This window comes from Sphingorhabdus pulchriflava, assembly GCF_003367235.1.
GTDB classification, from domain to species: Bacteria; Pseudomonadota; Alphaproteobacteria; order Sphingomonadales; family Sphingomonadaceae; genus Sphingorhabdus_B; species Sphingorhabdus_B pulchriflava.
In genome coordinates this window covers 2,126,805-2,141,540 of sequence record NZ_QRGP01000001.1, presented here as the reverse complement: position 1 = coordinate 2,141,540, position 14,736 = coordinate 2,126,805, and the positions used below count along the sequence as shown (strand labels likewise).

Below are 14,736 nucleotides of genomic sequence, written 5' to 3'. Positions count from 1 at the left end.
ACGTTCAGCAACTCGGGTTGGAAATTTGCGGCGACAAGCTGCTGATAGGCGGCACTCTGTTTTCGGGCCTGCCATTCGGCTCTTCGGGTTTTGGTGCAGCCGGGCTTTTCTCGGGAAAGACCTCGACACCTCTGCGCCCCTGTTCCTGGCCCTGTGCCGGTGCTGCCGGGGTTGACGTTCCGGCGAGCGGATCGACGCTGGGCAGGATCGAGCCATAAGGATTGGCCGGACGACGCTGCTTGCCATCGCACTTGGCCAGCTTCGGCGATTTTGGCGCTGCGTTTGCCGCATAGCCCGGCGCTATCAGCGCCAATGCCATCGCCATCCTGAGAATACGCTTACCCATGACCTGTTCCCTTCTACTGTGTCCCACGGCTCACCGAGCCTGACGTCCGCATCCGCGCGATCCCACGCGCAAAGCCGCGTTCGATGGCGCGGCTGGTTGCCTGTGTGGCGGTCGCGCCGCGCCCGGCGACAAAGCCGCCCGCCGCTGCGATCGCCGAAGCGAACTGGTTGGCGAGCGCAGGACCGCCGCCACCGAGCGAGGCCGCCAGCATCGGAATTTGCAGGAAGAAGAAGAAACCGAGCGCGTAGAACGCGAGCGCCTTGATCGCGGCCATGCCGATTTCATCGTTCTCGGAGATCGTCGCGATGACCGCATCGCCGGTTTGCGTCAGGAACAGCGTCAGCACGAGCGCAAACACGATCAGCATCAGATAGTTGATGCAGGCGCCGAGCCAGGCGAAGAAATATCCGCGCGTCGACTCGAACAGCAGCCCGGCCACGAACAGCGGCCCGACCACCGACAGCAGGGCGAGCGCAAACAGCCCGAAGGCGCTGATCACGAAGCCGATGGCGGCGCAGAGCAGGGTGGCGATGATCACCATCACCACCAGGAAGCCGGAAAAGACCGCATAGCCGATGTCGGGAATCGTTCCCTGGGTTTGCTGGTAGTCGGCGGCGATTTTCCGCATCGTGTTCGCGGTCTCGAAGCCTGTGCCTGCGAGCTTGTCATAATATCCGCCCAGACCGCCGACGTCCGAGCCGCCCAACGCGCTGGCGAACTGGCCGGGGAGGCCGCCCAGCGCGAACATGCCGATCTGGCTTCCGTAGAGCGACGTGACGGCGAAATAGAGAAACGCGAGCTGGCACCCGCGATAGGCGTATTCGCGGAAAGGGTATTGGACCGCGCCGCGCATGATCGCGTAGCCGAGCAGCGAGATATAGATCACGATTCCGATCCGCAGCGCCGGAGCCACGATGCCGATCACCGCCGCATATTTGCCGACAATGCCCGCCAGCGCATTGTTGAGCGCCTCGAACATCGTGGTAAAAACATGATCGCTGAAATCCATGCGCGTTGCTCAATCCTTGGGCTTCATGGCGATTTGCGATTTGGCGAACGCTGCGGCGCGGCAGTTGGTCGTGACCACGGCAGGCTGCGTGTCCGAAGGCGCGCTTGAGCCCGCCCATTCGCGGCAGATCTTCTGCATCGGCTCGATCTCGCCCGGATTGGCGACATAGTATCGCCAATCCCTCGCGGGCATGTCGGCCTGGGGTGTGGGCTCGCCACACCCCGCCAGCAGCGACACCGTGCAGAAGATCGCCAACCGCAACTCACTGCCCCTTGTAATAGCGGCTCGCTTCATCGAGCTTCTGGGCGAGGGCGGCTTGCCCCGCGGCCGCGCGCTGGCGCTCCTGCGCCTGTTGCTGCAACGCGATGGCCTGCAAGCGGAGCTGGTCGTTCTGCATGGCGGCGGATTCGAGCTGAAGCCGCGCGGTCAGGTCGGCCACTTCCTTCGCGGTCACCGCGCTTCCCAAGCGGCTGCGAAGCTGGTCGAGTCCTTCCGCCCGCGAGGTAACGGCGGCACCCATATTTTCGGCGAGGCCGGCGTTGATGCCGATGTTGCGGGCATTGAGGTCATAGGCCGCGCGCGATTGCTCGGACCCGGAAAGGCCCAACTGCGCGAGCAGATCGCGATAAACCGCATCGGCTTTTGCGCGGCCCGCGCCGACGACATCGAGATTGCCGTTGCCGAAGCCTTCGAGCGAGCCGCCCGAAATGTCGAGGTCGCGCAGGGCATCGGATTTGAGCTGCTGCGCCAGTGCCGGAATGTCGGTCAGCTTGTTCAAATCCTGGTAGAGCTTCTGCGCTTCCGCGATCTGCTGCCGGCCTTGCGCCACCACCTGGATTGCCTGCCTGACGGCGTTGATCTGCTGGACCAGATTGGCGCTGTCATGGACCGCGATCCCCTGCGCGAGCGCAGGCACCGGGGCCGCGAACAGCAATGTTGCACAGAGTGCCCCAACTTTGGCTTTGCTCAGTTTCATGATCGGGTTTCCTTTCTCTTGGCCTTCCTCTCGGTTCAGCTGGGACGCCTCCGTTGATGGAAGAGGGGGAGCCAGATGGCGGGATCGCTGCCCACCTCGGCAATCACTTCGTCGGCAACAGCGGTGGTTTCCGCGCGCCCTGACAACACGGCCAATTCATCGTCGAGCCCGGCAAGGTCGAGTTCGACCACCACGCTGTCATGGCCCTGCTTGACCAGAAACTTGTGGCTCTCGGGCGCGAGCTCCTCGCGAACGAGCTTGTATTCGGCTTCTGACAGCGCGAACCCTTCGACATAATCGCGCCGCGCGCCGAACGGATTGGGCAGCATGATCTTGGTGGCGACTTGCTCGAGAATAGAATGGCTGATGTCGCTCTTGAGCGCGTCAGCTGGTGACTGCGTAGCGAACACCAGCACCGCGTTGCGCTTGCGATAGGTCTTGAGTCCGTCCTGGGCGAAGCGGCGGAACGCCTCGTCGCCAAGCGCCTTCCAGAATTCGTCGATGCAGATCACCATCCGCTCGCCGGTCAGAAGCCGGTCGATGCGGTGGAACAGATATAGCATGACCGGCGTGCGAATATCGGCATTGTCGAGAAAGTCGGTCATGTCGAAGCCGATGAAGCGGGCGTCGAGCGTCATCGAGTCCGCCGGATTGTCGAACACCCAGCCGAGCGAACCCTCGGATGTCCACTTTTCCAGCCGCGCGCCGACGCCGCTCGCATCCTTCATGCCGAGCATCGAGCGGAGCGCGCTCAGCGAGCGATCGGTAACGTCGAGCTTCATCACCGCGTTGATGCCGTCCTCGATCAGCCGTTCTTCCTGGACCGAGATCGGCTTTCCGTCGGCGCGGACGAGCTGGCGGACGAACAGCGACAGGAATGTCTTGTCTTCAGCCTTGTTGGCGAGCGCCTTCAATGGCGAGAAGCCGGTCGGTTCGCCATTGTGCAGCGCCAGGTAAGTTCCGCCGCTTGCCTGCACAAAGATTTGCGCGCCGCGATCCTTGTCGATGAATATCTGCCGCGCGCCGGTCTTCTCGGTCTGTGCCATCAGGAAGTTGAGCAGCACGGTTTTGCCGCCGCCCGATGGCCCGATGATGAGGGTATGACCGAGATCGCCTTTGTGGAAATTGAAGAAATAGGGGCTTCGGGCATTCGTTTTCAGCAAGGCTATCGCATCGCCCCAATGGTTGCCGCTGGCGCTTCCTGCGGGGAAAGTATGGAAGGGCGAGAAGGCGGCGAAGTTCAGCGAGGTGATCGGCGCGGGCCGTGCGCGCCACGCGAAATTGCCGACGAGCTGCGACCAATAGGCCGCTTCAAGCGCCGCGCCTTCGCGCGCCGCGACCATGCCGGTATCGGCAAGCGCGGCCCGTGCGACCGACATATGATCGCGCAGGCCCTTCATGCTGCCTGCATAGACCGCGAGCGTGAAGTGGTGATCGCCCAGCACAAAGCGGTTCGACATCAGATCGTCGCTGGCGTCGAGCAGCGCGTCGGCCTGGCTCACGGCCCTGTCGCCTGCGTTTTCCATCTGCGTCATCCGCAGCCGGAATTTTTCGGTCGCGGCGGCGCGCCCGAGGAAGGTGAAACTCTGCGTCAGCACGAACCCGAAATCGACCGACAGCAGCGCCTCGAACTGGCGCGGCGTGGTTTGCGCGGGATATTCGCGGATGCCGAATATCCCGCCGAATGCGGAAGCATCGGCATCGCGCACTTCGATGGTTTCCGAGCCGAAGATCGTGCGCGAGCGGTAGAGCGCGCCGCCGAGATGGCCGCGCACGACCGGAACGCGGCGATGGCGGCCGGTCATCACCATGTCGGCCACTTCCATCGTTTCGGAAAACATCAGCCCGCGATGCTCGTAGATGGCGCAGCGGCGCGGCTCGCAGCGCGCCATCAGCTTCTCGAAATCGCGCGCTTTGTCGTCGAGCAGCTCGACGAGCGCCTCGTCGAGTATCGGCCCTTGCGGCGCATCCTTGGACACGCGCCGCTTGAACAACTGGATGATCTTGTCGCCGCCGGTGGCGCCGGGGCGGATCACGAGCGTCACAAAGAAGCGGTTGATGAACATCCGCTCCCGGTTGATGCGCCCGAAATAGGCGTGGTCGAGATCGGCGGCGAAACCCGATTTGAATTTGCCGCCAGGATATTGATCGACCCGCATCCTGATCAGATGCGTCCAGACCGACAGCCGCTCATCGTGCAGGTTGCGGAGCAGGCCGTTTAGCTTGGTGTGCCAGTCGTTGAGATCACGGACATCGGCGGTCTCGAAGGCGCGACCCTGCAACTCGAAGGTCAGCATGATGTCGCCGGAATCGAGCGCCACCATGTCCTCGTTGATATGCCGCGCGTAGGGCAGGAATTTGGCCGGGTCCGCCTCGCGCTGTGCCACCTTCAGCGGCACCTGCCCAAAAGCGTTTAGGCTGGGTGCGTTCAGCCTAGCCATGACGGCCAAAACCTTTGCGGCGAAGGCCAGCCAGCGGCAGCGGCGAATAGCTGCTGCCACCCCAGAAAGCACGATTGCGGTTTCCCAGCTTCGTTCGCCCCCACAGGAACAGCAGCCGGAAGGCGTTTACATCGTGCCGCACAATCAGCCGCGAGATCGAATAGCCGAAGGCAACGACTAGCGCGGCATAGATCGGGCTGTTGGTCCAGATCAGCACCGATGCGCTCGAAATGAGCAGCAACACCGCCGCCTCGATCGGAATCCCCGCCCACAGCGCAGGGCGTGTCACCGCAAGGAACAGCGTGTTTTTGGTCGGAGGTTCGGTGTCGTCGGTCACGGCGCTATCCGGCGATCGCGCCGACAATGGCATCGGCCGAAAAGACGATGGCGATCCCGATGATGACCGTGACCAGCACCGCAGTCGAAGCACGGCCTGTGAACCAAAGCAGGCCCGTCACGATTACTGCAATAACCGCGAGCGTGCGAAGCAGCGTCGAAGAGAGCAGGCCGCGCACCTTGCTGGCGAAGCTCTCCAGATTTTGCGCGTAGGCCGGATCGGGGTTTGCGAACGAAATGATCGCCGCCGCAACCAACGCCGCGCTCCACAATATGGCGCTTTGCCGACCTCTTGGCATGGCCTGGAACTTGGCGGCCAGATTTGCTCGCCAGGTTCCAAAGCCGCGTCCGAATTTTAGGATGACATTCATATGCTGTTCCTCTCGTTCCCAGCGAGGATTTCCGTTTCGCGGTCGTAAGCGGCCCGTTCAAAGACGTTCCACTTGGGCGGCGGAGCAGGGCGGGGCCTGGCCGCTGGCGCCTGGAGTGCCGTGTTTTCTTCGGTCAGCAATTCCCGCAGATCGCCGGTTGCCGGTGCAGCGCTGGCAGGCGCTGGAAAGGTCGAGGCGTAGGGCGCGGGCGCGTTTGCGACACCCGCGTTGCCAACAACCTTGGCAACATAGCCGTTGCGAAATCCGCGCGTCTGGCTTCCCGTGTTATACATCGAGAGTGCGACCCGAAGGGCGGTCTGCGGATCGCGTCCGGCTCTCACCGCATTGTAGTTGGTGGTGAGGACACGGGCCAAGGCCGCAACATTGGTGCAGGGGTCGAATACGGTCTCCCAGGTCAAGCCAAGCCAGCGCATGTTGCGCGAGTTGATTTGACCGAGCCCGAGATCGACCGAGTATCCCGCCGCTACGAAACGCTGCGCAGTTGCGGCGGCGTCGGCGGCGTTGTTTTGCCGTGCAGGCTGCCGTCCGCCGTTTACATTGAGGGCGAAGGGATCACCGCTGCTTTCTGTCTGAACGATGGCCAGCACCGTTTCAGGTGCGACACTTGGTGCGCACTGCAACGCCAAGGCAAGAATGGCTGCCGCAGAATAGGCCATCAGTCGCGCATCCCGACAAAGCGGACAACTGTTCTTGGGTGCGTCTTGTCCTTCATTTGCCACCTCTCCTAAATTGCCGATTTCAGGAGAGAATATCCCGTCCGACTATCAAGCTATTGATAGCTAATGGACAAATGGATCAGCTATGGATTCAGAAAGGCGTTTCGGTCGTTTCGACTTGGCAATCGGAACCGCTAACGGCCTTTAACCTTCAATCTTGATCCTGCGGACCGGGTTCATCGCGTCGCAGAGTGGGTTCGCCGACAGTCGATTCTTGAGACAAGTTCACGAAAATAAGGCGAAATCGAACATTCGCCTTCGCAATCACAAGGCCCCGCTGGTGTCATCCAGCTAGGGGCCAATTATGAACCGAAGCCGATATGTAACCCGGCGCCTCGATACGATTGATCGAGAGATTATTACGGCGTTGACCGAAGATGGCCGTATGACCATCCGCGACCTTGCCGATAAGATCGGCATGTCCAGCCCCAGCGTGACCGAGCGGATTCACAAGCTGGAGGATGCGGGTGCGATCCGGGGCTATACATTGTTGGTCGATCCCAAGGTTTTCGGTCTCGGTATCGCGGCGCATGTGCGCATACGCGCCAGACCCGGCGAAGTAAAAAGAGTGGCACAGATGCTCTTCGACACGCCAGAGGTGGTCGAAGCGGATCACGTTACCGGCGAAGATTGCTTTCTGGCGAAAGTAGCGGTTTGCGATGTCCAAGCATTGGAGGAAGTGGTTGATCGCTTCTTGCCGTTTGCATCGACCGATACGGCGATCGTTCAATCGTCGACAGTCGTGCGACGTTTACCGAAATTGTGAATACGGACCGTTGGTTTGTGAGGGCATGGATTTTAGGCCGTGAGCTGGCCGATTGGATTTTGTGATTGCCGTTCTAACAGGCGTCGCCTAGTTCCGGACATCGTGAATCGCCCCGTCCGCTCCTTGTTGAACCTGCTGGCTCTTGTCTGGCTTGCGCTCGGTATGAGCGTTCCGGCCTCGGCCTGGTCGATGCACGAGGCATCGCATGGTGCGACGCAGGTCAGTGTGGATGCACACCACCATCATGAAAGCGATGGCGGAATTTCGGTTCACGATCACGACGACGGGGATACTCCCGATGGCGGACACGATCATATGCCGAGCATCCTGCTTGGTGCGGTCGCGCTTGCCGATTCCGCAGTGTCGCTCGCCATGCCTGCGATTGAGCGGGAGGCCTTTTCACCGGCGCTGACGCACGGTGTTGAGAGCCATATCGCGAGCGGACTTCGACGACCTCCACGGCTCGGCTGATCGAACAATGAGGATCGCGCCTTTGCGGGCGCGATCGGCTGTTCGTTCGTCCGGAGTCTGCCATGAAATCGCTGTTACCCGCGCGCCGCCCGCGCATACTTACCTTGTCGATGCTTGCTTGCGCCACGCTGGCAAGCCCGATCGCTCTATCCGCTGGAGCAGCGCATGCCCAGTCCGTAACCCAATCTGTGCCTGCGCCGCCGCAAAGCCAGCAAATCACGCTGGAAGAGGCGATCAAGCGAGCGATTGCCGCCTCGCCCCTGGGAGGAGCCACTGCCGCGCGGATGGATGCGTTGGCAGCCGGTCGGGCAGCGGCGGACACACGCCCGGCAGCATCGATCGACGTTACGGCGGAGAATTTCGGGATCGGCGGGCAAGACCTCAACCGGCAGATTCAGGTTACCGGCGCCTACAGCCAGCGCATTGAACGCGGCGGCAAGCGCGAGGCGCGGGTCGGCGTGGCCGAGGCTCAAATCGGAGTGGCGCAGGCGGAAGCATTGGTGAAGCGCCTCGACATCGCCGCGCGAGTGCAGTTGCTTTATGTCGATGTCCAGGCTGCCGAGGCGCAGATCCAGATCGCCCGCGAGCGGGTTACGATTGCCGAGCAACTTGCGCGCGAAGTCGGGCGGCGCGTGACGGATGCCCGTGATCCGCTGTTCGCCGGAACCCGGACCCGCACCCAGCTTGCCGAAGCCAAAGTCGATCTCGAACTCGCCGAGCATGAACGCGATGCAAAGCTTTCGCGGCTGGTATCGCTCTGGGGCGGCTCGCCGGTCGGCGTTTCCGTCACGAGCGGAGCCTTCCTGACCGTATCCGAAGCTTCGCTGCCCACCGATCCATCGCCGGTTGATCTTGCGGTTTTCGAAGCGCGCCGCCGCCATGCATCGGCCGAACTTGCCTTGCAGCGGGCCAACGCAAGGACCGATCCCACAATCTCGGGCGGCCCCCGTATCATCGGCACCGGTGACGTTGCGCTTGTGGCGGGATTTTCGCTCCCGCTGTCCAATGGCGCGCTCAACCGGGCAAACATCGCCCGAGCCGAGGCCGACGGGCGGCAGGTCGAAGCGGATTACGCGGTGGCGCTGTTCGAATGGCGGCAGCAGGTTGCGATAGCGGCGGAGAGAGTGACCGAAGCCGCACACGAAGTTGAAGCGATCCGCGACCGGGTGGTTCCCGGCGCGCAGCGCACGCTGGCCGAAGTTCGCGCCGGATACAATCGCGGCGGCTTCACCTTCATGGATGTGTCGATGGCGCAGACCGCACTTCACGATGCCTATGCCCGGCTGGTTCGCGCGGCAACCCGCTACCACCAAGCGCGGGTCGAGTTCGACCGCCTGACTGGTCGCTTCGCCACACTGATACAGGAAACCGAATGATGCGCGCTCTTTGTCTTGCCATGTTTCTCGCCGTCCCGCTCGCTGCCTGCGGGTCACCTGATGGCAGCGGCGAAACCGCCGAAACGGGCCACGAAGCCCCCGCTGCGGGCGATTACGAACGTGGACCGCACAACGGTCGGATGCTGCGCGAAGGCGATTTTGCTCTGGAAATCACCGTCTTCGAAGACGGCGTTCCGCCCGAATACCGGCTCTACGCCTACCGCGGCGACAAACCGCTGCCGCCCGGCGAGGTGCAAGCCAGCATCACGATCTCTCGGCTCGACGGCGAGGTGACGACCTTCGGCTTCCGGCCCGAACAGGATTTTCTGCGCGGCGATGCCACGCTGGTCGAGCCGCACAGTTTCGATGTGGCGGCGAGCGCGACAGTCGGCGGTAAGCGCCATCAGTGGAAATTCGCTTCCTACGAAGGCCGGACGACGATCACGCCCGAAGCGGCAAAGGCGGCAGGGCTGGAAACCGAGGCAGTCGGACCCGCCGATGTCAGCGAAACGCTGGAAGTGATCGGCAGGGTCGAGCTCGATCCTACTGGCAGCGCCAATGTCGGCGCGAAGTATCCAGGCCCGGTCATGGCGGTTTACCGCAATGTCGGCGATCGGGTTGCCAAGGGCACGTTATTGGCGCGGGTCGAGAGCAGCTATTCGCTTCAGACTTACTCGATCTATGCGCCTATTTCTGGCGTCATCAGCCAGCGGCTTACAAATGTCGGCGATGTTGCGGGCAACGGGCCGATGTTCGTGATTTCCGACCCGTCGCGCACCGTGGCGACCTTCCCGGTGTTCCCGCGCGATGTCGAGAAAGTCAGGCCGGGCCAGGCGGTGCTGATCAGGCCGCTCGAAGGCGAGCGCAGCCAAGGCTCGGTGATCCGCGATTTCCTGCCGCTCGCAGAGGTGCAAACCCAGACTGTCACTGCGCGGGTGCCGCTGCCCAACCCCGGCGGCTTCTGGCGGCCCGGCATGGCAGTGCGCGGGATCGTGACGGTCGAAAGTCGCCGGGTGCCGCTGGCGGTTCGGACCGAGGCAATCCAGCAGTTCCGTGACTTCCGGGTAGTCTTTGCCCAAATCGGCAACACCTACGAGGTTCGGATGCTCGAACTCGGCAAGGAAGGCCCGGAATGGACCGAGGTGCTGAGCGGGATCAAGCCCGGCACGATCTACGCTCGCAAGGGCAGTTACATCATCAAGGCCGACATCGAAAAGTCCGGCGCCAGCCACGACCACTGAGGATCGCACAACCATGCTCGAACGCATCATCGGGCTGTCGATCCGGCAGCGCTACATAGTCCTCACCATCGCGGCGATGCTTGCCGTGCTTGGCGTCTGGGCCTTCTCGAAACTCAAGATCGACGCCGTGCCGGACATCACCAATGTCCAGGTGCAGATCAACACGGCGGCTCCCGGGTTCTCTCCGTTGGAGGCCGAACAGCGCATCACCTTCCCGGTTGAAACCGCGATCGCGGGGCTGCCGGGGCTGGAATACACCCGTTCGGTTTCGCGCTACGGGCTCAGCCAGGTGACGGTGGTGTTCAAGGACGGCACCGACATCTATTTCGCTCGGCAACTGGTCAACCAGCGGCTCCAAGGGGTGAGGAGCAGCCTCCCCGAGAACCTCGAACCCGAACTCGGTCCCATAGCCACCGGGCTTGGCGAAATCTTCATGTACACTGTCGAGGCCCGTCCCGGTGCGGTCAACGACAAAGGCAAGCTCTACACCGCTCAGGATTTGCGGACGCTGCACGATTGGGTGATCCGACCGCAATTGCGGACGGTCAAGGGCGTTACCGAGGTGAATTCGGTCGGCGGCTACCGGCGTGAATATGTCGTTGCACCGGTCCCCGAACGCCTTTCGGGCTTCGGGCTATCCGTGCAGGATATTGTCACCGCGTTGGACAAGAACAACGCCAATGTCGGTGCGGGCTATATCGAGCAATCGGGATCGCAATTTCTGATCCGGGTGCCGGGGCAGGCGACCAATGAGGCCGATCTTTCCGGGATAATCGTCGACTACCGCCAGGGAACCCCGATCCGCATCGCCGATGTCGCCGATGTTCAGATCGGCTCGGAGATCCGCAACGGCGCCGCCACCAAGGACGGGCGCGAGGTGGTGCTGGGCACCATTTTCATGCTGGTCGGCGAAAACGCGCGCGAGGTTTCGGTCGCAGTCGCCGAGCGGCTGGAGGAAGTGAACAAGTCACTGCCTGGCGGAGTGGTGGTCAACACCGTCTATGACCGCTCGAAGCTGGTCGAAGCCACCGTCTGGACGGTCGAGAAGAACCTGGCCGAAGGCGCGATGCTGGTCATCGTTGTGCTGTTCCTGCTGCTTGGCAATATCCGCGCGGCGCTGATCACGGCGGCGGTGATCCCGCTGTCCTTCCTGATGACGATCACGGGCATGGTCGCCTCGGATACCTCGGGGAACCTGATGAGTCTTGGCGCGCTCGATTTCGGGCTGATCGTCGATGGCGCGGTGATCATCGTTGAAAACTGCCTGCGACGATTTGGCGAGGCGCAACACAATCTGGGCCGCCTGTTGACCCGCGAGGAGCGCTTCGACACCGCCGCAAGCGCGAGTGCGGAGGTCATCCGTCCTAGCCTGTTCGGTATCGCGATCATCACGATCGTCTATCTGCCGATCTTCGCGCTCGAAGGCGTGGAAGGCAAAACCTTCCATCCGATGGCCTTCACCGTCGTGCTGGCGCTGACGGCCGCGCTGTTGCTCTCGCTCACCTTCGTTCCGGCTGCCGTTGCGGCATTCGTCACCGGCAAGGTCGAGGAAAAGGAAAACCGGGTGATGCGCGCGGCGCACCGCTGGTATCGACCGACGCTTGATTGGGCCTTGACCTGGCGCAAGGCGGTGCTGGCGGGCGCGGCTGCGTTGACGGTGCTGACCGGACTTGCGGCAACTCGCCTCGGATCGGAATTTATCCCGAACCTCGACGAGGGCGACATTGCGATGCACGCGCTGCGGATTCCTGGCACCAGTCTCACGCAGGCGGTTGCCATGCAGTCGGCGCTGGAAAAGCGGATCAAGCAGTTTCCCGAAGTGCAGCAGGTCTTTGCCAAGATCGGCACGGCCGACGTCGCAACCGATGCGGTGCCGCCATCGGTTGCAGACACCTTCATCATCATGAAGCCCCGCGCAGAGTGGCCCGATCCGCGCAAGCCCAAGACGAAGCTTGTCGCGGAAATGAACGCAGCGGTGCAGCAAATCCCCGGTTCGCGTTATGAATTCATCCAGCCGATCCAGATGCGGTTCAACGAACTGATTGCGGGCGTTCGCTCGGATGTTGCTGTCCGCGTCTATGGCGATGACCTCGATGAGCTGGCCCGTCTGGCCGGGCAGATTACCGGCGTCGTCGCGTCGGTCGAAGGATCGCAGGACGCACAGGCGGAACAGGTGACGGGATTGCCCTTTATCGAGATTCTTCCCGATCGGTTCAATCTCGCCCGGCTCGGCCTCAATGTCGCGGACGTGCAGACGGTGGTGGCCGCTGCCACCGGCGGGCAGGAGGCAGGGCAGATATTCGAAGGTGACCGCCGTTTCGATATCGTCGTGCGCCTGCCCGAAGACCTGCGCCAAGACCCGTTCGTGCTACAACGCTTGCCGATCCCGCTGCCGGGCGGCGGCACCGTGCCGCTCTCGCAAGTTGCGAGCATCGAGCGAACTACCGGCCCCAACCAGATCAGCCGCGAGGACGCCAAGCGCCGCGCGGTGGTGACCACCAATGTGAGAGGGCGCGATCTTGGCTCGTTCATCGGCGAGCTGCGCGAGAAGATCGACCGAGAAGTCGAACTGCCGCCAGGCTACTGGATCGACTACGGCGGCACATTCGAGCAATTGCAGTCGGCCTCGACCCGGCTCAAGATCGTGGTGCCCGCCGCGCTGCTCTTGATATTCGGATTGTTGATCATGCTGTTCGGCTCGGCCAAAGACTCCGCTATCGTGTTTTCGGGCGTTCCGCTTGCATTGACCGGCGGTGTCGCGGCGCTGCTGCTGCGCGGCATTCCCTTCTCGATCTCGGCAGGTGTCGGTTTCATCGCACTGTCGGGCGTCGCGGTGCTGAACGGGGTGGTGATGCTGACATTCATCAACCAGCTCCGCGAGGAGGGGCGTAGCCTGGAGGACGCGATCCGCGAGGGCGCGCTCACCCGGCTCCGCCCGGTGCTGATGACTGCGCTGGTTGCCAGCCTCGGCTTCGTGCCGATGGCGCTCAACGTCGGCCTCGGTTCGGAAGTGCAAAGACCGCTCGCAACGGTGGTGATCGGCGGGATCATTTCATCGACGTTGCTGACGCTTGTGGTGCTTCCCGCGCTCTATCGGCTCGTTCACGGCGCAAAGTCAGCGAAGACCCCGCCAGCGCCAGACGTAGCGACTGCGTGATGCTCGCCGTTCTCGCCAATCGCACCTACCGACACCTGCTTGCCGCACAGGTGATCGCGTTGGTGGGAACGGGGCTCGCCACAGTCGCGCTCGGCTTGCTTGCCTACGAGATCGCCGGGGCCGACGCAGGCGCGGTTCTGGGGACGGCGCTGGCAATCAAGATGATCGCCTATATCGGCATTGGCCCCATCGTCGGGGCGTTTGCCGACCGGCTGCCGCGCCGTGCATTTCTGGTGGCGATGGACCTGGTGCGCGCCGCCGTCGCGCTGCTGCTGCCCTTCGTGGATCAGGTTTGGCAGGTCTATGTACTGATATTTCTGCTGCAATCGGCTTCGGCGGCATTCACGCCGACCTTTCAGGCGACGATCCCCGACGTGCTGCCCGACGAGGCCGAATATACGCGCGCATTGTCGCTGTCCCGTTTGGCTTACGACCTCGAAAGCCTGCTCAGCCCGATGCTCGCGGCGGCGCTGCTCAGCGTGATCGGCTTCCACTGGCTGTTCGGCGGCACCGTGATCGGCTTTCTCGCCTCTGCTGCACTGGTGCTTTCGGTGACACTGCCGCGCTCGCCCGCCAAACCCCGCGAAGGCGGCATCTACGCGCGCACGACGCGCGGGATGCGGATTTACCTCAAAACCCCGCGCCTGCGCGGGCTGCTGGCGGTCAATCTCGCGGCTGCGGGGGCAAGCGCGATGGTGATCGTCAACACCGTGGTGATCGTCCGTGAGCTGTTCGGCTTCGGACAGCGCGAGGTTGCGCTGACCCTCGCGGCCTATGGCGGCGGCTCGATGCTCGCCGCTTTGGCCTTGCCGCGAGTGCTTGACAGGGTGGCGGGCCGCACAGTGATGCTTGGCGGTGCCGCCGTCCTGACCGGAGCGCTGGCACTGCTCGGGCTGACGTCCGCCAGGATGACGGCGGCATACTGGCCGATGCTGCTGGCTGGCTGGTTCACGATGGGCATGGCCTATGCCGCGAGTATCACTCCGTCGGGATTGCTGCTGCGCCGCTCGGCGCAGGCGGAAGACCGCCCTGCTGTCTTCGCGGCGCAGTTCGCGCTGAGTCATGCCTGCTGGCTGATGGCTTATCCGCTCGCGGGCCAAATCGGCGCGAAGGCGAGCCAGCAGACGGCCTTCATCGTTCTGGCGGCGCTCGCGTTCATCGGGGTAGTTGTCGCGCTCTTGCTCTGGCCGAGGCAAGACCCGGCTATAATCGCGCATGACCATCCCGAGCTGCCGGAAGGCCATCCACATCGCTTGGCCCATACGCAAGCTGGCCAGTTGCATGATTACATGATCGATGACCTGCACAGCAGGTGGCCAAGGTAAAACGATCGATCTTCTTTGGGTGTGTCAGCCATCGCAATTGAGCTGTGCGATAGAGTCAATTTGCGCTTTGCAGACGCGCCCCACTTTTTGTGGGAAAGCCTTACACAAGTCTTACACACTTACACAAAACCTTGCACAAAATTTGTTTGACGCGAAAATTATTCTGTAGTATCAAATTCTTAAG

General features: G+C 62.6%; 14 protein-coding genes. 6 read left to right on the top strand and 8 right to left on the bottom strand.

Annotation, left to right across the window (positions count from 1 at the left end; genetic code table 11):
• Positions 1 to 4: 4 nt before the first annotated feature.
• The 8 genes from DXH95_RS10595 to DXH95_RS10560 form a co-directional block, all read right to left on the bottom strand.
• A complete protein-coding gene (locus DXH95_RS10595) occupies positions 5 to 346 on the bottom strand; it encodes a hypothetical protein (protein WP_147291724.1) in 342 nt (113 codons plus the stop codon).
• A 13-nt stretch (positions 347 to 359) separates the two neighbouring features.
• On the bottom strand, positions 360 to 1,355 hold the full coding sequence (locus DXH95_RS10590) for a TrbL/VirB6 family protein (RefSeq protein ID WP_115549282.1): 996 nt from the start codon (positions 1,353 to 1,355) through the stop codon (positions 360 to 362).
• Positions 1,356 to 1,364: 9 nt separating this feature from the next.
• On the bottom strand, positions 1,365 to 1,547 hold the full coding sequence (locus DXH95_RS10585; protein ID WP_147291723.1) for a hypothetical protein: 183 nt from the start codon (positions 1,545 to 1,547) through the stop codon (positions 1,365 to 1,367).
• A 70-nt stretch (positions 1,548 to 1,617) separates the two neighbouring features.
• Positions 1,618 to 2,331: a type IV secretion system protein gene (locus DXH95_RS10580; protein ID WP_115549280.1), complete on the bottom strand. Its 714-nt coding sequence runs from the start codon at positions 2,329 to 2,331 to the stop codon at positions 1,618 to 1,620.
• Positions 2,332 to 2,366: 35 nt separating this feature from the next.
• Positions 2,367 to 4,772 carry a VirB4 family type IV secretion/conjugal transfer ATPase gene (locus DXH95_RS10575; RefSeq protein ID WP_115549279.1) on the bottom strand — a complete coding sequence of 802 codons (2,406 nt, stop codon included), beginning with the start codon at positions 4,770 to 4,772 and terminating at the stop codon, positions 2,367 to 2,369.
• Entirely contained in the window at positions 4,765 to 5,142 is a 378-nt protein-coding gene (locus DXH95_RS10570) for a VirB3 family type IV secretion system protein (RefSeq protein WP_115549278.1), read from the bottom strand. Before DXH95_RS10570 ends, DXH95_RS10575 begins: the two co-directional genes overlap by 8 nt.
• On the bottom strand, positions 5,114 to 5,479 hold the full coding sequence (locus DXH95_RS10565; RefSeq protein ID WP_239016606.1) for a TrbC/VirB2 family protein: 366 nt from the start codon (positions 5,477 to 5,479) through the stop codon (positions 5,114 to 5,116). The genes DXH95_RS10570 and DXH95_RS10565 overlap by 29 nt, the downstream gene beginning before the upstream one ends.
• Complete coding sequence (locus tag DXH95_RS10560; RefSeq protein WP_115549277.1) at positions 5,476 to 6,156, bottom strand: lytic transglycosylase domain-containing protein; 681 nt, start codon at positions 6,154 to 6,156, stop codon at positions 5,476 to 5,478. Before DXH95_RS10560 ends, DXH95_RS10565 begins: the two co-directional genes overlap by 4 nt.
• A gap of 364 nt (positions 6,157 to 6,520) precedes the next feature.
• Between DXH95_RS10560 and DXH95_RS10555 the strand changes: the two genes are divergently transcribed.
• The 6 genes from DXH95_RS10555 to DXH95_RS10530 all read left to right on the top strand — a co-directional run bounded on the left by DXH95_RS10555 (position 6,521) and on the right by DXH95_RS10530 (position 14,552).
• Positions 6,521 to 6,982 (top strand): Lrp/AsnC family transcriptional regulator, encoded by a 462-nt coding sequence (locus DXH95_RS10555; protein ID WP_115549276.1) that lies wholly within the window; start codon positions 6,521 to 6,523, stop codon positions 6,980 to 6,982.
• Positions 6,983 to 7,084: 102 nt separating this feature from the next.
• A complete protein-coding gene (locus DXH95_RS10550; RefSeq protein WP_115549275.1) occupies positions 7,085 to 7,453 on the top strand; it encodes a hypothetical protein in 369 nt (122 codons plus the stop codon).
• A gap of 62 nt (positions 7,454 to 7,515) precedes the next feature.
• Positions 7,516 to 8,829, top strand: a complete 1,314-nt coding sequence (locus DXH95_RS10545) for a TolC family protein (RefSeq protein WP_115549274.1) — start codon at positions 7,516 to 7,518, stop codon at positions 8,827 to 8,829.
• On the top strand, positions 8,826 to 10,070 hold the full coding sequence (locus tag DXH95_RS10540) for an efflux RND transporter periplasmic adaptor subunit (RefSeq protein WP_115549273.1): 1,245 nt from the start codon (positions 8,826 to 8,828) through the stop codon (positions 10,068 to 10,070). The genes DXH95_RS10545 and DXH95_RS10540 overlap by 4 nt, the downstream gene beginning before the upstream one ends.
• A gap of 13 nt (positions 10,071 to 10,083) precedes the next feature.
• On the top strand, positions 10,084 to 13,227 hold the full coding sequence (locus DXH95_RS10535; protein ID WP_115549272.1) for an efflux RND transporter permease subunit: 3,144 nt from the start codon (positions 10,084 to 10,086) through the stop codon (positions 13,225 to 13,227).
• Positions 13,227 to 14,552 (top strand): MFS transporter, encoded by a 1,326-nt coding sequence (locus DXH95_RS10530; protein ID WP_115549271.1) that lies wholly within the window; start codon positions 13,227 to 13,229, stop codon positions 14,550 to 14,552. Before DXH95_RS10535 ends, DXH95_RS10530 begins: the two co-directional genes overlap by 1 nt.
• Positions 14,553 to 14,736 lie beyond the last annotated feature (184 nt).